Below are 18,511 nucleotides of genomic sequence, written 5' to 3'. Positions count from 1 at the left end.
TGTTCCTTTTTAAAAAATATATTTCCATATTTTAACACAATCCATTGTGTTCAGTTATTGACTGTTTTTAGCGCGAAGTAATCCCGATTGCAAAAATAAGTTACTTGATTTTATATCAAGTGGTTCTTGTTGGTAAGGTTTTAGTACTTCACTTGGGAATTTTTTTTGTAATTGCTCAATACTGGCTTCAGGGTTGTTTTTAACCTGCTCCGTAATTGCTTCTAAAAACGTGAGTGACTGTTTTAATTTAATTTTATCGACTAAATTGCCATGGCCAGGAACAAAAAGTGACAGCGAATTATTATTTATATATTTTTTTAATAAACTTTGCCATTGTTTAAGCTCGCCATGCCCAGGGTAGGGAAGCCAGTCAATGATATCACCACCTATTAAGGTTTTACCTTTGTCGGCAAGCAGTGTTAGATCGCCATTAGTATGTGCCTGATGCGGGTTGATAGTTAATATATAATTTCCTAAATCTAATGTTTTAGGCTCACTAATACTCATTTTTGGTGGTGTTAGTTGATAATTCTGCCAGCGAAATAAGCGTGTTTTAGCGCGAGTGAGCTTTTCTCGCCATTGAGCTTGCTCTGCATCGGGTAAGGTGGCTAATCGCTGATAGCTCAGCTCAATGCTTTTCTCGAACCCCTCTAGCTTGTCTGTTAATGCTTGCTGATAACGCGAAAAGTCGTTAGCGACTTGTTGGTGAGAAATCAGTTTTGCGTCTGGGAAGTAATGCTGCATAACCGCCATGCCCAGCAAGTGATCGTCATGAAAATGAGTGGCAACTAAGTAACATAAAGGCGTCTTTAGCTGTTGTTTTAGTTCGGTAACCAGTTGTTCTACTGCTGCAAAGTTACCACTGGCATCTACCAGTAAGGCACACTCACTGCCCTGAATTAACACTTGATTAGAGTCGTAAAAACGTAACCTATCTGGCTGCTTGATAAATTGAATATTAGCCGATAACGATTGCCACTCAACTGCTGCATTGCTTTTTGTATGTATAAATAGGCAGATTAAAGGGAGTAAGCACTTACCTATTTTTTGAGCTTTAGTTAAAAGTGGTTGCATCTTTTTCTCTAATTATATTTTGACGGTAAAAACAATAAAAGCGCAAAATGCGCTTTTATTTAGTGTGTTCAGAGTTTGAGCTTAAGTATTGACTCAACTTATCAATCAATTGATCTTGATGCTCAAGCTCAACTGATTTTTGAGTTTTTGCTTCAAGCAATTCGTGGCTTAAATTCAAAGCAGCCATAAGTAATGCTTTTTGATCGTTTCTGACAGTTGAACGTTGTTTCATTTGTTCAACTAAATCATTCAGATTTTTGGCGGCCGCTTTTAGTGCCTCTTCTTGCCCAGCCGGACAAGCAAATTGCTGCTCTTTACCAAGCAATTCAACAGTGACTCGCTGGTTTTGCAGCTCAGACATTAGCTTGCCTGTTGTGCGCTTTGTAATTTATCTAATAATGACGACAAGGTGGTGCTTGCATCTTTTTGTTTTTCTTCATTTTCAAGGGCTTCTAACTGTAATAACTCATTTTCATCAAGCAGTTTACTGTTTTGCTCTTTAAGCTCTGTAATATCAGTTTGCAACTGATTATTACGGGTAATTAGTTGGTCGATCAGTTGTTCGAGTTGTTGAAGAGTATTGTTGTTCATAAATGCGCTCATATAACTGTAATTAATGTCATGCAAATGTAAAGCAAAGTGTGTTTATTTGCCAGCATTTACGCTGGTTTTAGGTGATTTTTATTCTATGTTAAGGGATAATTCATGCTATTGGCTTTTTCATTCAGAAATGGTTCACGTAAACACCCGCTTTTGCTGTGACGATTGCCAAAGCAGTGTGCTTTATGGTTCACTAATTTTATTAAACAGCGTATGGCGAAAATAAATAATGCTTAGTTACAGACACTCCTTTCATGCGGGTAACCCTGCCGATGTACTTAAACATTTAGTGTTAGCGCAAGTGCTGGGTTATCAAACAATAAAAGATAAGCCGCTTGACTATATCGATACGCATTCGGGTGCTGGTTTTTTTGAGCTGGCAGCACCAGACGCGCAAAAAACCCAAGAGTACCAAGATGGCATAGAAAAACTTTGGCAACATACCAGTCAGCACGGTGCCTTAAACGACTACATTGAATTAATAAAATCGTTTAATGAAAGTTCGTCTCTGGCTTTTTACCCAGGTTCACCAAAAATCGCCGAACACTTTTTACGCCGCCAAGATAAGGGCTGGTTTTTTGAGTTGCATCCGCGAGATTTGGTATTACTTGAAGAAAACATGCAAGGTAAGCGTTCTATTCGAGTGCGCGGCGAAAATGGGTTTGCGGGCTTAATTGGTTTATTACCGCCAGCCTCGCGCAGAGCCTGTGTGTTAATAGACCCACCTTATGAAATAAAAGACGATTACAATACGGTAGTACAAACCATAGTCAAAGCCCACCAACGCTTTGCGACGGGTACATATATGATCTGGTATCCGGTTGTGGACAGAGAACGTATTGATAATATGGAGCAGGGTTTAATTGACGCGGGAATTAAAAATATTCAATTATTTGAATTAGGTACCGAAGCAGATACAGAAGTACATGGTATGACCGCCTCTGGAATGATAGTGATAAATCCACCATGGAAGCTGAAACAAACGATGGATGACGTGTTACCTGAACTAGTAAACTTGTTGAGTAAGCCTAGTGGTTTTTACCGTAGCGAGCAGCTAGTCGCCGAATAAAAATAAATAAGCCCAGTTTAACTGGGCTTATTTATTTGCTTAGATGTGGGGTATTGTTACGTTCTTAATCAAAAGTAAACAGCGTTAAAGGTAGCAAGTTGGTTGCCTGCCTCATTTTGTAATACTAATTTTTCACCATTAATTTGCCATTGCGTTGCTGCCTGAAGCACAGCCGCCATCGCGCTTTCTTGTTCCATATTGTCATGACACATTTTTTGCGTGGTAGCTAACTGCGTAAAAGTCACTGCTTGCTTCGATACTTCATAACCGCCATTAAAGTTATTACATCCTAAAAAGCCGTGTACAGTGTTATCACTATTAAACTGAATAAATGGCTCTTTGGTATTCACTACAACAGGGTTGCCGTCGATTGAAACTGCTTTGAAGTAGGTGTTTACTAAGTCAACGTCTGGCTTTGGCGCTACTTTTGAAACAATAATCTCTAAAGGCTCTGATGAGGCCGTATTATCAAAAGGCGGGTTACTCGTTGTGCTGGTGTATAGCAAGTTTCCTTGATTATTAATGGTTGTACGCACGCTATAGCGGTGAGTTGGGTCAATCTTTTCAAGGTTATACTCAAGCTCTACTTTATAAGGCGGTGCGCCTACTAAATCAATTACCTGCTCAGAGATAACCGTTGCTGCCACATCCATTTTTGACACATCAACCAAGGTAACGGTTAGCTGTGAATTAGGCGCAATTAGGCTGCGATCTAAGTAACTAACTTGCACAGGTAAGGTGGTCATTGTTTGCGCCACAGCACTATTTTGCTGCGCTGCGTCATCGTTACATGCGCTCAGCATAAGTGTGCCACTTGCTAGAAAACACAAGCCTGCAATCGACTTTAACATTGAATTTGGCTTCGATGAGAACATAAGAGTTCCTTGATGGAGTATGGTATAAGGTCGCTAGCATACGGTTGAATTGCTTAATCATTGCTTAACTAGCAAATAAAGAAAGTCGAGATATAAAAAAAGGCGCTAGGCGCCTTGATTTATTACTTATTTTTTTACGTATTTAGTTAAAATTACAATACGCTGTCCATCAACACGTCCTTCAATATGTTCAGGGTTGCTGGTTAAGCCAATATTGCGCACGGCTGTACCGCGCTTTGCTGTTAAGCTGCTACCTTTCACATCTAAATCTTTTATTAACGTGACGGTGTCGCCAGCTTGTAGTACTACACCATTGCTATCAATGTGTTTAATATCATCATCTTCAGCAAGCGCTTGCTGCGCCCATGTTAATGTGTCTTCTTCAAGGTAAATCATATCTAGCGCGTCTTGTGCCCATCCGTTATCAGCTGCTAACTGAGTCAGCATGCGATAAGCAACAACTTGTACCGCAGGTGTTTGACTCCACATACTGTCATTTAAGCAATGCCAATGGGTCGGGGTTAAATCGCTATTGCCTTCAATTTGATCTTTACATGTTTGACAGGTGTAGATGCATTTATCTGAATGAGCTTCGGTAACAGGAGGAACTTCGTATACAGTTAGGTCGTCTGTTGCTGCGCAGAGTTCACATTGGTTACTGCTACGTTCTATTAAGGCTTGTTCAATGCTCATATAAGGGACTCTTTTTTGTGAGTTTATAAAAAATTAATAATCGCATTATACCTTATAACCATAACCTTTGGGTATGCTTAGAGCAGTTGTAAACTCAAAAACCCTATAAAAAATGAGGATACTAATAATTCTGCTCTAGGGTTATAAATTTAGTCTTATTTGTTTGTTTTTAATCTAATTAAAATTGCAGCAAGTCTTTAAAGTTTCACTATACTGGTTAAATAATAAAAAATAATGATGACATCACTGTTAAGTAGGAAGATTAATGCCAAATAATCTAGAGGTAAAAAATTCATCTATTTTGGTTACTCAATATATTGCTAGGCAACCAATTTTTGACGGTGATAAAAGTATTTTTGCTTATGAGTTGCTCTATCGCGATTCAGTTAATAATGCTTTTCCTGTAGGAACAACTGACGGGCAAGCCACTGGGCGACTTTTTTTTAATGCGCTAATGCTGGTTGGCATAGAAAAGCTAACGCTCAATCAAACTGCGTTTATTAATTTATCGAGCGAGGGGCTTTTAGAGGATTTGCCTAAATTATTACAGCCTGAGAATACTGTAATTGAAATTGTTGAGCGCACTGAAAATATAGAGCTTGTTGTTGAGAGAGTGACAGAGTTAAAAAAAGCAGGATATGTATTTGCGTTAGATGACTACGACTCACATGAAAAATGGCAACCATTACTCAGTTTGGTTGATTATATTAAGCTTGAAGTTGAAGAGCCCGTAATAAAAACCAGCATGTTGCTGAAAAAGCTCAAACGCAATTTTCCTAATATTAAAATAGTGGTAGAGCGAATTGAAACCTATGATGAATTTAGGCAGCTTAAAGAGGCTGGATGCGATTATTTTCAAGGGTTCTTTTTTGCACATCCAGAAATGCTCAGTTACAGCAATATTGAACCCTTAAAAATGGCTGTTTTAGACTTACTGCGTTGCACATCCCGCACAGATTTAGACTTTAATGAAATTAATCTACGCATTTCTAAAGATGTCGGTTTGACTGCACGCGTCCTAAAACTAGTGAATGCTCGCTCTGCTAATAAAAATTTAGTGATAACGTCTATTCCTCAGGCGGTTGTGTATTTAGGGGAAGATTCTATTAGAAAGTTTGTACGAGTATTGGCGCTAAGCGAGCTTGGCTCAGATAAGCCCAGTGAACTTACTCGTTTAGGCTTATGTCGAGCGCAGTTCATGCAAATAATTTTAGAACCAGGCGGAAAAGTCATTGCAGAACAAGGTTATTTAGTCGGCTTAATGTCGGTGCTTGATGCTATTTTAGATATGGAGCTGGAAGCTATTGCTAAAGAGTTTAGTTTAGGGGCTGAGTTATCTGGTGCACTATTAAGTTTTGAAGGCATGATGGGTAATTCTTTACATTTAATAAAAGCGGTAGAGGAAGATAATTGGCAATTGGCTAAAAAGTTGTTAGAAACTATTCGCCCAGCCTCGAATATTGAGACCGTATTTAGCGCCATGTTGGATGCACGCCAGTATGCGGATGAACTATTGGCCACTATTATTGAGCAAGACTAACGCAAAACGTTTGGGTATGATTGGCACATATTGATTTTACTTAGTATTACACCATGCGTTTATTTTTACCTATTACCACTATTTTAATTGCCTTAGCTTTATTAATTCCCGGGGTGACTCAGCCCGTACTGAGTATGGAAGGTAAAATTGATAAGTCTAAACTTGCTGAGGCGGGCATTGAAATGTTGGCAGATGAAGGGAATCAAAACACCCGTAATATGCTAATGATGATCTCGAGTATGTTGGGGTTAGATAAACTTGAAGGCGAGATCAGCGCTTATCAAAAAACGCGCAGTATTTGGGGCACCGTTAACGAGCTGGCCGATAACAAAAACTACTTAGTGGCGATACTAGTGGCGTTTTTTTCAATGGTGATCCCAACAATTAAGCTGCTGCTTCAATTGTTGTATTGTGTGCTGAAGGAGACTTCGTTTAAGCACAATCTTGGTAAGGTGATTATCGGTTTAAGTAAATGGAGTATGGTGGATGTGTTTGTTATTGCATTAATAGTGGCTTACATGGCTGGTAATGCAAACGCGAACTCAGAAGATTTACTTAATATGCATGCTGAGTTTGGTACTGGTTTTTGGTATTTTACCGGCTATTGCTTGTTCGCCATTGCGGCCAGTAGCTTCATAAAGCCAGTAGTAAAAACCAGTTAATTATTGAGTTTTAAACACAGTTCCCATAAACTTTAAACGTCTATTTATTTTTAGGTTAATTCATTGCAACGTATTTACTGTATTTTACTCACGCTAACTTTGTTACTCACTTTTGTGGGTCAAGCCGTTGCGTCTGTATCTATGGTATGTGATATGCCGCATACGAACATGGCAACCCATGCATCGATGCAGCATAGTAAGATGGCAATGAGTGACGATGCTGATACAACAACCATGTCTATGGATTGCTGTAGTGAGCAAAGCACGTTAACCCAAGATTGCAGTTGCCCGATGAGTGCTTGTAGTTCGCATTCAGCCTTGCATGTAAACTCACTATTTATAGCCTCCAAATTACCCTCTGAAAAAGTGCAACATGCTGTAATACAGCATCAAGTTAACTTTGCACGTTCTCTTTACCGTCCTCCTATGCCTGCATAATCGCAGGGTAGGTGTATTTAAAATTTAGTTATTTAGCTTATTGTCATCTATCTGCTTATAAATTTAATCGTTTTCATTCGTTATTTTTAAATTTAAGTGGAGCAAGTGATGAATCACTTCGCAGTATTAAAATCCGTGTGTATAAGTAGCTTGTTGAGTATTAGTGTCTCTGTACACAGTGCTGAACTAGGTTTAAATGAGGCAATTAACTATGCCTTAAACCATGAGCCCTGGCTTAAAGCTAGCAAGCAAAAACAATCATCAATTGAAGCAAAAAGTATTGCCGCAGGAACCTTACCCGATCCAGTGCTTACATTAGGGTTAATGAACCTACCAACTAATGGTTTTGCTTTTGATCAAGAAAATATGACCCAATTTAAAGTGGGAATTAGCCAATCACTGAGCCGAGGCGATAGCCTAGCACTTCAACAAAAGGCCCTTTCTCAGTCAGCTGCAGCAGAGCCTTGGCTGCGTAAAGATAGACTCGCGCAAGTAAAAACCATAGTTACTGAGTCATGGCTCAATGCTTATAGAGCGCAACGAAGCATTGCACTAATTGAGCAAGATAAAGCTTTGTTTACTCAGCTCATTGATATTACAGAATCAAGCTATGTAAGCTCGGTGGGCAAAACACGCCAACAAGATATTATTCGAGCGCAATTAGAGTTAACCCGCCTTGAAGATAAATTAATGCAACTGGAGCAGCAGCTACAAGGTGCTAAAAAGCGGCTAACACAATGGTTGCCTATCGCTATGCTGAGCCTGCCTGTCAGTGATGACTTTTCAGAGCTTACAGCATTAAAAATCTACACCGAGTTAGAGTATCAGCAATTAATGACCATGCTATTAAAGCACCCTGCAATTATGGCAATGGATAATGCAATAGTGGCAAAGCAAACTCAAATTAGTGTGGCTGAGCAAGGCTATAAACCGCAAATTGGCGTTAATATGGGGTACGGTTATCGTGATGACATGCCAATGGGTGGCTCGCGAGCAGACCTTTTCTCTGTGGGTATAAGTATTGATTTACCGCTGTTTACCGATAACCGCCAAGACCAACTAGTAAATGCTGCCATTGCTGATAGCGAAGAAGCTAAAACACAAAAATTAATAGCCCTTAAAAAGCTACAAGGGATGTACTTTAAGGAAGTTAGCCAGTTAGCGCGGCTTCATCAGCGCGCCGAGCTTTATCAAGCCAAGCTGCTGCCGCAAATGGCTGAGCAAGCTCAAGCGACCCTAAATGCCTACACTCGCGATGATGGTAATTTCTCAGATGTGATGCAAGCGCGTATTAGTCAATTAAATGCCAAGATAGACGCCCTAAACATTCATGTTGATCAAAAGATAATTATCGCAAGGTTAAATTATTACGCCAGTGCTGATGATACCAGCTTAAAAAACACACCACAGCAGGAGCCGAGCTATGAATACTAATTTAAAATTATTACTGGTGGCTATATGTAGTGCGGCATTAACTACGGGGATATTATTAAGCTTACCTAGTGAGCACTCTATGCCAACTGACAGTAAAGCCAGTAGTAAAAAAGAGCCGCTTTATTGGGTCGCACCCATGGACAGTAATTATCGCCGAGATGAACCTGGTTTATCGCCCATGGGCATGGATTTAGTGCCTGTTTACGAAGAGTCAGACAGTGGCGCAAATGAAGGGCCTGGCAGTATTCAAATTTCACCCACAGTGATTAATAATTTAGGTGTGCGTACCGCCCCTGTTGCGTTTGCTGCACTTGAAAATGAAGTTAACACGGTAGGTTATGTGCAATACAACCAAGACCAGCTAATTCATATTCATCCGCGCGTAGAGGGATGGGTCGAAACCTTATACGTTAAAGCCGCGGGTGATCAGGTTAAACAAGATGAGCCACTTTATACCTTATATTCACCACAGCTAGTGAATGCACAAGAAGAATTTGTGTTAGCGTTAAAGCGCAATAATCCGGTGCTAATTCGTGCCGCTAAAGCCCGTTTAAAATCACTCAATGTGTCTGATGGCTTTATTTCACGTCTGCAAAAAGGTCAGCAAGTACTGCAAAACATAACGTTTTATGCCCGCCAAGGTGGTGTTGTTGATGAACTTAATATTCGTGAAGGATTTTATGTTAAACCTGATACCTCAATGATGAGTATTGCTCAGCTTGATGAAGTATGGGTTGAGGCTGAGGTATTTGAGCGCCAAGCAGAACTTATTCGTGTTGGCTTGCCTGTAACCATGACACTCGATTATTTAAGTGGCCAACGCTGGCAAGGGCAAGTGGATTATATTTACCCTACCTTAGATGCTAAAAATCGTACTTTAAGAGTACGTTTGCGCTTTGATAACCAAGGCCATCAGTTAAAGCCTAATATGTTTGCTCAAGTCAGTATTCATAGTCAAGTAGCTGAAAAACAGTTAATCGTACCTAAAGAAGCTGTTATTCGCACTGGTAGCCAAAACCGTGTTGTAGTTGCACTTGGGGAAGGTCGTTTTAAATCGGTCGAGGTAACTTTAGGGCGAAGTGATGCGGCTAATACCGAAATTTTATCAGGTGTTATGGCAGACGATGAAGTGGTTACTTCAGCACAGTTTTTAATTGATTCAGAGTCGAGTAAAAACTCTGACTTTAAACGTATGCAAGCAGTTTCGCATAACAGTATGCAAATGAGTGATGCCAACCCAAATACGGCAACTGTAAATGGAGTAATTAATAGTATTGATGCTAATAATCGAATTGTGAATATCAGCCGTGAGGCAATTGAAAAGTGGGGCCGAGGACCTGCAACAATGGACTTTATGCTAGCAAAAAATGTAATGACTGAGATGCTCAAGCCTAATGATGAAGTTACTTTTACCTTTAGCATTGAGCAAGGTGAGTTTGTGATTCATACAATAACGCCTGTGCATGCTTCGCACAGTCAACATGAGTAGGAGTGGTTATGATTACTGCAATTATTCGCTGGTCTGTTGTTAACCGTTTTTTTGTTTTATTACTGACCGCAATACTGATTGGTGGTGGCTTGTATTCTGTAAAAAATACGCCTGTAGATGCCTTACCCGATTTATCAGATGTACAGGTTATTGTTAAAACATCTTATCCTGGGCAAGCGCCGCAAGTAGTGCAAGATCAGGTTACATTCCCAATTACCACGGCAATGCTATCGGTACCTGGGGCGCAAACAGTACGCGGCTTTTCGTTTTTTGGCGACTCCTATGTGTACGTTATTTTTGACGAAGACACCGATTTATACTGGGCACGAAGTCGTGTTCAGGAATATCTAAGTCAAGTATCTGCCCGTTTGCCTAGTACGGCAATTGCAGAGCTTGGCCCCGATGCCACCGGCGTTGGCTGGGTGTATTTATATGCACTCACTGATACCACCGGTAAGCATGACATCAGCCAATTACGCAGTTTACAAGATTGGTTTTTAAAATTTGAACTGCAAACTGTACCCGGTGTGTCCGAAGTGGCATCGGTAGGCGGCATGGTCAAACAATACCAAGTAAACGTTCAGCCCGATAAGCTTCGTGCTTATGGTATTCCGCTAAGCCTTATTCAAACTGCCATTAAGCAAGGCAATCAAGAAATGGGTGCATCGGTAGTTGAGATGGCAGAAGCTGAATACATGGTCACCAGTACTGGCTACGTAAAAAGTGTTGCTGATTTAGAAGCCATTCCTTTAGGTATAAACGCTAACGGTACTGCACTACAGTTACGTGATGTTGCTAATGTGCGTTTAGGTCCGCAAATGCGCCGCGGTGTTGCCGAGCTTAACGGCGAAGGCGAGGTGGCAGGTGGCGTAGTGGTTATGCGTTTTGGTGAAAACGCGCAAAAAACCATAGAGCTCGTTAAAGCTAAATTAGAGTCACTTAAAAAAGGGCTACCAGAGGGGGTTGAAATTGTACCTGTGTACGACCGCTCTCATTTAATAAAAGACGCAGTTGATAACCTCACTTCTAAATTAATGGAAGAGCTTATTGTAGTGGCTTTAGTGTGTGTGGTGTTTTTATTCCATGTACGCTCATCGCTGGTGGCTATTATTACCTTACCGTTAGGCATACTCACCGCTTTTATTATTATGTACTGGCAGGGTATTAACGCCAATATCATGTCATTAGGCGGGATTGCTATAGCGATTGGTGCTATGACCGATGGTGCGATTGTGATGATTGAAAATATGCACAAGCACATGGAGAAACAGCCACTAACAGATGAAAACCGTTGGCAAGTGGTGATTGACTCTGCCAGTGAAGTTGGGCCTGCGTTATTTTTTAGCTTATTAATAATTACAGTGAGTTTTATGCCGGTATTTATTTTAGAAGCTCAGGAAGGACGAATGTTTGCGCCATTAGCGTATACAAAAACCTATGCAATGGCAGCTTCTGCTGGATTAGCAATTACCTTAGTACCCGTACTGATGGGTTATTTCATTCGGGGTAAGGTGATATCTGAAAATAAAAATCCAGTTAACCGTTTACTGGTAAATAGTTATAAGCCGCTGTTAAACCTAGTACTCAAATTTCCAAAAAGCACCTTGCTGATTGCGCTAGTTATCACTTTAGTGGGCTTTTATCCGGTAAATAAAATAGGCAGTGAATTTATTCCACCTCTTGATGAGGGGGATCTAATGTATATGCCGACTACTTACCCAGGAATTTCAATAGGTAAAGCGCGCGAGCTATTGCAGCAAACCGATAAATTGATTGCCACTGTGCCCGAGGTAAAAACCGTATTTGGTAAAATTGGACGAGCGGAAACGGCAACCGATCCGGCACCACTGACCATGATTGAAACCTTTATACAGTTTAAGCCTAAGGAGCAGTGGCGCGAAGGCATGACCACTGAAAAGCTCAAACAAGAGCTGGATGCTTTAGTTAAGTTTCCTGGGCTGACGAACGCTTGGGTAATGCCAATTAAAACGCGGATAGACATGCTGGCTACAGGGATTAAAACCCCTGTGGGTATAAAAGTCGCGGGGCCAAATTTGAATGAAATTCAAAAAATAGGTCAACAAATAGAGGTATTACTTAAAGATCTTCCCGGTACGGCGTCTGTTTACTCAGAGCGTGTAGCGGGTGGACGTTATATTAAAGTAGATATTAACCGTGAAAAAGCAGCGCGCTACAGTTTAAATATTGCTGATGTGCAACAAGTAGTCGCAACCGCTGTTGGTGGCATGAATGTGACTGAAACGGTTGAGGGTCAAGAGCGCTACCCTGTAAATCTTCGTTATCCACAAGCGTACCGTGACTCCCCTGAAGAACTGATGCTTTTACCTATTGTTACTCCAACGGGTCAACGTATCGCACTTGCTGATGTGGCGGATGTATTTATTAGTGATGGCCCTCCTGGGATAAAAAGTGAAAATGCCCGTTTAAATGGTTGGAGCTTTATTGATATTAAAGATACAGATATTGGTAGTTATGTAGCAAATGCTCAGCAATTACTAAACGAGCAGCTAATTTTACCTGCTGGATACTCTATAACTTGGGCAGGGCAATACGAATACATGGAGCGTGCCAAAGCCAAACTGAGTTATGTGTTACCGCTTACCTTAGCCATTATTGTAGTACTGCTTTACCTTAACTTTAGAAGTTTCACTGAGGTATTTATTATTATGGCGACTTTACCACTGGCGATGATAGGAGGTATCTGGCTAATGTACTTAGAAAGCTTTAACTTCTCTGTTGCTGTGGGGGTCGGCTTTATTGCCCTTGCTGGGGTGGCCGTAGAAATAGGCGTTATAATGTTGGTGTATTTAAACCAAGCCTATAAAGCGCAGGTAGAGGCGGCTTCTAAAATGGGTAAAAGTTTGAGTATAGAGCAGCTTAAACAGGCGATACTAGAAGGTGCGGGTCTACGAGTACGTCCGGTAATGATGACAGTGGCAACCATAGTGATTGGCTTATTACCGGTGCTTTATGGCACAGGCACGGGGAGTGAAGTAATGAGCCGAATAGCCGCCCCCATGGTTGGCGGTATGTTTAGCGCTATTATTTTAACATTGCTGGTATTACCCGCGGTGTATTTATTATGGCGAAAGCGCAACCTATAATATTTACACTGATTGTGTAACTTGTACTGAAAATATCAGTACAAGTTAGGCAATCCTTTCTTTATCTACTGATTTTATTGCATTTCTTATTGGCATGATTCACGCATCTATTTAACCAATAGGTTTTAAAAAGTAAGGAACGCACATGCAAGTTAAAACAATTCAAGAAGTGTTCGATTGGACCGTTCAGTTTCATACACAAATGGCGGCTAATTTTTTTAGCGTAAGGGATTTACTTGGAGAGCATAACAAACAGTTAATCGATTATTGTGTTGAGTATGAAAAAAAACTCGCTGAGGATTTAATTGGCTTTAAAGCAATCACTGAAATAAAGACTTTAGATACATACTGCTATGAATATTTTTCAGAGCACTCAGAAATCATCAGCTTTACTGATTTAGATCGCAGTAATGAGCTAGATGAACTAGCGATTCAAGAGTATTTATCTCAGCAGCATCAAAAAGTATTAAATGCATACAGTTATTTGGCAGATAAAGCGCAGTCACCAGAGGCTCAAGAAAAGCTAGGGGAGATCTTACAGCTCGAAGAGCAAGGTTTGAAGCAGATGATGCAAAGTATTAATCGTCATGCAGACATGTAGCACTGGGTGTTATGCATAAAAAAGGCGCTATAATTAGCGCCTTTTTCGTGTTCATGATAATTAAGCTGATTTAACTTTGCTCTACATCAACCACTAAGTCACTCGTAATTGACTCAAGTGCATTAATAACCTCTTCTTTATTCAATCCGTTAGGCAGGCTCACGGTGGCAACAGCACTAAATATAGGCACTCCCCAGTTTGGCGCACTTTGCTGCCTAGAGTTTAAGTTTGTAATGTTCGCGCCTTTATGGCGAATAACACTTGCTAGCTCTTGCACTATACCAGGGCGATCGTTACCGGTGATCACAAAATTAAGTTGCTCAAGCTCTACAGGCTCAATTTCAGTGTTGCCCTTTTCAATGCGAACATCTAACTTAGGAAGCCCATTGAGCGCATTTTGAAATGTCTGTAAATGCTCTTCAGCCACTTCAACCTGTATAATGCCTGCAAAGTGCCCGAGTAAGTGACTCAAATTACTGCTTAACCAATTGCCATGGTTTTCTAATATAACCGATGAAATACTTTCTACTAAACCGGGGCGATCTTCCCCTAAAATAGTTATTACCAACTGCTTCATAATAGTTCTCTTTTTAAGCCCAAATGAAAAAATAAATGCATAGGCATTAAGTGATGCTATCTAATGTATGTGATTCTAAATGTATGTAAAAGCTAACCACAAAAGGATTGTTACATCTTAAGAGGTTACTTTGTTGTTGTTATATTAGATGCCCATAGAGTATTGTCTTGGATAAATAGTTTGTCCAATTAATAATTGATTTAGTTCATTAAGAACGTATAAATAAATACAATCACTACTACAAACAATACTTTAATCTTATTTAAAATCGTGATTTTGCTTAAAATCCACTCATAAAGCTGAAAGTTTAATCTGCAAAGACAAACAGACTCTATATAAGTAAAGAATTATTACGACTGTAACATTACTGTCACTTTGATGAAATATAATGCGCCCAACGTTAAGATATAAGGGTGTTTTGATGACTTCAAATCCGAATAAACCGACTTTTAATACGGATCGAAGCCGTCTATTTAAAGACCGGTTTGCTAAGTTTGGCATAACCGCAGGCGGTATAATGGTATTAATAGCACTGCTATTGATCTTCTTTTACCTTCTTTATGTAGTGCAGCCTATTTTCGAGTCAGCTAAAGTTGAAAAACGCGCTAGCTTTAATGTTGCTAATGCTGAGCAAATAGTAGGGCTTGGTGTTGAGGAGCAAACTGAGGTTGCTTATTTACTTGATGATCAAGGTCAAGTTAACTTCTACAGTGTTGATAAAGCAAAGTTTGGTAAAAAACTAAAAACACTTAATGCTACTTTACCCGCGCAGGTAACCAGTTTTGCAAATAGTGCTCCCTTTCAAGGGCATTATGCGTATGGTTTAGAAAATGGCACAGTGACAATTGTAGCGCCTAAGTTTTTAGTCACCTTCCCTAATAATGAGCGTAAGCTAACTCCGCGTTTAGGTTATCCACTGGGTGAAATGGCACTCGAAGTTGATGAGCAAGGTGCCGCTATTAAGCGTTTTGCCTTTAGCCATTATGAAGACAAAACAGCCGTTGTGGCACTTACTGCCGATAAACGTGTGGTATTTAGTAGCTTTGTAGCCGAAGAAAATATGTTTACCGGTGAAGTTGAATGGCAAGTAGAACGCACCGAGCTTAACGTTGATGGTCGCGTAGATGAGCTATTAATGTCGCCAGATACCACCCGCACATTTGTTCGTTCTGCCAATCAAATTTACGTATTCGATACCCGCTACCCAAGTGAAGTTGAGCAAATTCAATTATTATCTGCCAATGAAGAAAACGCGAATATAGTGTCATCACAACTATTGGCTGGTGCAAACTCACTGATGTTGGCCAATGATAACGGTGAAATATCCCAGTGGTTTGAAATCAATACAGACTCAGGGCGTGAATTTCAAAAAATCCGTTCGTTTGAAACTACCAAACAAAGCAAGCTGAATATTTTTACTGAGTTTTATCGTCGTACCTTTTTTACAACAGGTCAAAATGGTGAATTAGGGCTTTATTACACAACCAGCGAAGCAAAGTTATGGCAAGGTAAAGTCAGTGACGGTGCAATTGAGCAGTTTGCCATCGCTCCGCGTTCAAATGCGGCGCTAATTTTAGCTGATAACAAGCTGACGGTTTTAGAAATTCATAACGAGCATCCAGAAGTAACGTGGTCAGCGCTTTGGCAAGAGGTGTGGTACGAAGGCTATCCTGAGCCGGGTTATATTTGGCAATCTACTTCTGCCAGTGATGATTTTGAATCGAAGTTTTCACTAGTGCCAATTTCATTTGGTACTTTAAAAGCTGCTATGTACGCAATGTTATTTGCTGTACCTATTGCTATTTCAGCCGCTATTTATACTGCTTATTTTATGTCGAGCGAATTGCGCCGTGTGGTAAAGCCAACGGTTGAAATAATGGAAGCTCTGCCTACGGTAATACTCGGCTTTTTAGCTGGCTTGTGGTTAGCGCCTTTAATTGAAGAGCACTTGCCGGCTATTGTTGGTTTACTGGTGTTACTGCCATTGGGTATTTTAGCAACCGCTTTAGGCTGGAATAAATTACCTGCGGTTATTCGCCATAAAATCCCTGAAGGCTCACATTCAATTTTATTAATACCAGTGGTGTTATTTATTGGTTGGTTGTCGTTTGCGATGAGCGAAAGTATTGAGTTATGGATGTTTGATGGCAATGTGCGTCAATACCTAACTAATGAATTAGGCATGACCTTCGATCAGCGTAATTCATTAGTAGTGGGTATCGCGATGGGCTTTGCGGTTATTCCAACTATTTTCTCAATTGCCGAAGATGCGGTATTTAGTGTGCCTAAACATTTATCAAATGGCTCGTTAGCTTTAGGTGCTACGCAGTGGCAAACCCTAATTCGTGTGGTGTTATTAACCGCCAGCCCAGGTATTTTTTCTGCAGTAATGATGGGATTAGGCCGTGCCGTAGGCGAAACTATGATTGTACTTATGGCTACCGGTAATACCCCAATTATGGATTGGAGTATTTTCCAAGGCATGCGTACCTTAGCCGCTAATATCGCCGTCGAAATGCCTGAGTCGGAAGTAGGGAGTTCGCATTACCGAATTCTATTCTTAGCCGCCTTTGTATTATTCATATTCACCTTTATTTTCAACACAGTTGCTGAGTTTGTTCGTCAGCAGCTGCGTGAAAAATACAGCTCAATGTAAGTGGAGAAACACGACATGGTAAAGCAGTGGTTTAGGTCTGGTTCTCCTTGGATTTGGATGACCGGTGGTGCTGTCAGCATTAGTTTAATTTCAGTAATTGGTTTACTCGCCATGATTGCATGGAAGGGACTAAGCTTTTTTTGGCCATCTCAAGTTATGCAGTATGAGCTTGAAGGTTCAATTGCTAAGCAAACCGTTATTGGTGAAATTTATGACCGTGAATTAGTACCTAAGTCGCGTTTAGCGGCAACCGGTATTGATGTTTCTAAATTTGAAAAAGACGAGGTTGAGCGTTTACTAATTAAAACGGGTAACCGTGAGTATGTTGATTTAGATTTTCGCTGGATACTCGAAACCGATATCAAACAAAGCTCAGCGCCTAAAGCACTTGCGGTGTTTGAGCGCAGCAAAAACGGTAATTTTTACGGGTATGTAGAAAGCGTCATTAAAGATGGTCAGACGGTAACAGCTGATAAAGTTGAAACCTTACATGACCTTGTAGAGCGTGCGGTTGACTTAAACGACGAAGCGCTTGATTTACAAAATGGCGACATAGGGCATATTAACTATGAGCTAGAGCGTTTACGTTTACAGGAAAAAGCCTACTTGCTTGATAACGAGCTAACCGACGAACGTGTTGCTGAACTTGCTCAAGCGCGTGCTGATTTACGTACGAAATATGGCGAATTAGAAAAAGAGTTATTCGCACTGCGTAAACAGGCTAAACGTGACCAAGTAACCGTAAAGGATATGCGTGGTGAGGTTGTTACAATCCCGCTATATCAAGTGTTGGATGTATGGTTTCCAAACGATATGGGCTTTTTTGCTAAACTAGGTCATTACTTTGTGCAGTTAGGTAAGTTTGTTTCAGATGACCCACGTGAAGCCAATACCGAAGGTGGCGTATTTCCTGCTATTTTTGGTACGGTATTTATGGTGATGTTAATGGCTGTTATTGTAACGCCATTTGGCGTGGTTGCTGCTATTTACTTACATGAATATGCGGCTAAAAACGCAATTACTAAAATGATCCGTATTGCGGTTATTAACTTGGCGGGTGTTCCGTCTATTGTATACGGCGTATTTGGCTTAGGCTTCTTTGTTTATATGGTTGGTGGTAGTGTTGACCAATTATTTTATCCTGAGTCATCGCCTACCCCTGTATTTGGTACACCTGGTGTGATGTGGTCGGCACTTACCTTGGCTATATTAACGTTGCCTGTGGTAATAGTGTCAACCGAAGAAGGTTTATCTCGTATTCCTAGTACAGTGCGCGATGGTTCATTAGCACTGGGTGCGACTAAGGTAGAAACGCTATGGCGAATCATTATTCCTATGGCCAGCCCTGCAATTATGACGGGATTAATTTTAGCGGTTGCTCGTGCTGCGGGTGAAGTCGCACCGCTTATGCTGGTGGGTGTGGTAAAAATGGCGCCAACGTTACCGCTTGATGGTAACTTCCCATATATACATTTAGACAGAAAGTTCATGCACTTAGGTTTTCATATTTACGATGTTGGCTTTCAAAGTCCGAACGTTGAAGCGGCGCGTCCGCTGGTATATGCAACGGCCTTTTTGTTAGTGTCGGTTATTATTACCCTTAACATCACAGCCATTGGTATACGTAACCATTTACGTGAAAAATTCAGATCGCTTGAGCATTAATTTAGTATAGGTA

16 protein-coding genes are annotated in these 18,511 nt (G+C 40.6%); 10 read left to right on the top strand and 6 right to left on the bottom strand.

Annotated elements, in window-relative coordinates; genetic code table 11:
- Positions 1-54 precede the first annotated feature (54 nt).
- The 3 genes from ACNSN3_RS13215 to ACNSN3_RS13205 are packed head-to-tail and all read right to left on the bottom strand — an operon-like array spanning position 55 to position 1,665.
- Positions 55-1,074, bottom strand: a complete 1,020-nt coding sequence (locus tag ACNSN3_RS13215) for an MBL fold metallo-hydrolase (protein ID WP_418607691.1) — start codon at positions 1,072-1,074, stop codon at positions 55-57.
- 55 nt (positions 1,075-1,129) lie between these two features.
- Positions 1,130-1,435, bottom strand: a complete 306-nt coding sequence (locus ACNSN3_RS13210; RefSeq protein ID WP_010391716.1) for a cell division protein ZapA — start codon at positions 1,433-1,435, stop codon at positions 1,130-1,132.
- Positions 1,435-1,665: a hypothetical protein gene (locus tag ACNSN3_RS13205; protein WP_008113449.1), complete on the bottom strand. Its 231-nt coding sequence runs from the start codon at positions 1,663-1,665 to the stop codon at positions 1,435-1,437. Before ACNSN3_RS13205 ends, ACNSN3_RS13210 begins: the two co-directional genes overlap by 1 nt.
- A 238-nt stretch (positions 1,666-1,903) precedes the next feature.
- On the opposite strand from ACNSN3_RS13205, the gene ACNSN3_RS13200 reads away from it, so the two are divergent.
- The gene (locus ACNSN3_RS13200; RefSeq protein ID WP_010391717.1) at positions 1,904-2,743 is read left to right on the top strand and encodes a 23S rRNA (adenine(2030)-N(6))-methyltransferase RlmJ; all 840 of its coding nucleotides are present in this window, start codon (positions 1,904-1,906) and stop codon (positions 2,741-2,743) included.
- Positions 2,744-2,811: 68 nt separating this feature from the next.
- Here the strand turns inward: ACNSN3_RS13200 and ACNSN3_RS13195 are convergent, their stop codons facing one another.
- Together ACNSN3_RS13195 and ACNSN3_RS13190 are read right to left on the bottom strand one after the other, a co-directional pair.
- Positions 2,812-3,618 carry an META domain-containing protein gene (locus ACNSN3_RS13195; RefSeq protein ID WP_418607688.1) on the bottom strand — a complete coding sequence of 269 codons (807 nt, stop codon included), beginning with the start codon at positions 3,616-3,618 and terminating at the stop codon, positions 2,812-2,814.
- A gap of 126 nt (positions 3,619-3,744) precedes the next feature.
- The gene (locus tag ACNSN3_RS13190; RefSeq protein ID WP_076921864.1) at positions 3,745-4,311 is read right to left on the bottom strand and encodes a PhnA domain-containing protein; all 567 of its coding nucleotides are present in this window, start codon (positions 4,309-4,311) and stop codon (positions 3,745-3,747) included.
- Between the two features lie 265 nt (positions 4,312-4,576).
- Here ACNSN3_RS13190 and ACNSN3_RS13185 point away from each other — a divergent pair, with 265 nt between their 5' ends.
- The 7 genes from ACNSN3_RS13185 to ACNSN3_RS13155 all read left to right on the top strand — a co-directional run bounded on the left by ACNSN3_RS13185 (position 4,577) and on the right by ACNSN3_RS13155 (position 13,600).
- Positions 4,577-5,851, top strand: coding sequence for an EAL and HDOD domain-containing protein (locus ACNSN3_RS13185; protein ID WP_418607685.1), 1,275 nt, complete (start codon positions 4,577-4,579; stop codon positions 5,849-5,851).
- Positions 5,852-5,904: 53 nt separating this feature from the next.
- Complete coding sequence (locus ACNSN3_RS13180; RefSeq protein ID WP_010391723.1) at positions 5,905-6,513, top strand: paraquat-inducible protein A; 609 nt, start codon at positions 5,905-5,907, stop codon at positions 6,511-6,513.
- A 63-nt stretch (positions 6,514-6,576) separates the two neighbouring features.
- Positions 6,577-6,951: a hypothetical protein gene (locus tag ACNSN3_RS13175; RefSeq protein WP_075169911.1), complete on the top strand. Its 375-nt coding sequence runs from the start codon at positions 6,577-6,579 to the stop codon at positions 6,949-6,951.
- A 108-nt stretch (positions 6,952-7,059) separates the two neighbouring features.
- A complete protein-coding gene (locus ACNSN3_RS13170; protein WP_418607683.1) occupies positions 7,060-8,385 on the top strand; it encodes a TolC family protein in 1,326 nt (441 codons plus the stop codon).
- Complete coding sequence (locus ACNSN3_RS13165) at positions 8,375-9,874, top strand: efflux RND transporter periplasmic adaptor subunit (protein ID WP_418607681.1); 1,500 nt, start codon at positions 8,375-8,377, stop codon at positions 9,872-9,874. The genes ACNSN3_RS13170 and ACNSN3_RS13165 overlap by 11 nt, the downstream gene beginning before the upstream one ends.
- A gap of 8 nt (positions 9,875-9,882) precedes the next feature.
- Positions 9,883-12,999, top strand: coding sequence for an efflux RND transporter permease subunit (locus tag ACNSN3_RS13160; RefSeq protein WP_418607679.1), 3,117 nt, complete (start codon positions 9,883-9,885; stop codon positions 12,997-12,999).
- A gap of 145 nt (positions 13,000-13,144) precedes the next feature.
- The gene (locus ACNSN3_RS13155) at positions 13,145-13,600 is read left to right on the top strand and encodes a hypothetical protein (protein ID WP_418607677.1); all 456 of its coding nucleotides are present in this window, start codon (positions 13,145-13,147) and stop codon (positions 13,598-13,600) included.
- Positions 13,601-13,670: 70 nt separating this feature from the next.
- Here the strand turns inward: ACNSN3_RS13155 and ACNSN3_RS13150 are convergent, their stop codons facing one another.
- Positions 13,671-14,177: a glycine cleavage system protein R gene (locus ACNSN3_RS13150; RefSeq protein WP_010391731.1), complete on the bottom strand. Its 507-nt coding sequence runs from the start codon at positions 14,175-14,177 to the stop codon at positions 13,671-13,673.
- 421 nt (positions 14,178-14,598) lie between these two features.
- Here ACNSN3_RS13150 and ACNSN3_RS13145 point away from each other — a divergent pair, with 421 nt between their 5' ends.
- Both ACNSN3_RS13145 and pstA read left to right on the top strand, forming a co-directional pair.
- Positions 14,599-16,833, top strand: a complete 2,235-nt coding sequence (locus ACNSN3_RS13145) for an ABC transporter permease subunit (protein ID WP_076921869.1) — start codon at positions 14,599-14,601, stop codon at positions 16,831-16,833.
- Positions 16,834-16,848: 15 nt separating this feature from the next.
- Complete coding sequence (gene pstA / locus ACNSN3_RS13140; protein WP_054202637.1) at positions 16,849-18,498, top strand: phosphate ABC transporter permease PstA; 1,650 nt, start codon at positions 16,849-16,851, stop codon at positions 18,496-18,498.
- Positions 18,499-18,511 lie beyond the last annotated feature (13 nt).

The sequence above is a fragment of the Pseudoalteromonas sp. US3C1004 genome (genome assembly GCF_048401065.1).
In the GTDB taxonomy this organism is placed as follows: domain Bacteria; phylum Pseudomonadota; class Gammaproteobacteria; order Enterobacterales; family Alteromonadaceae; genus Pseudoalteromonas; species Pseudoalteromonas undina.
This window is presented reverse-complemented; position numbering and strand designations above follow the sequence as displayed.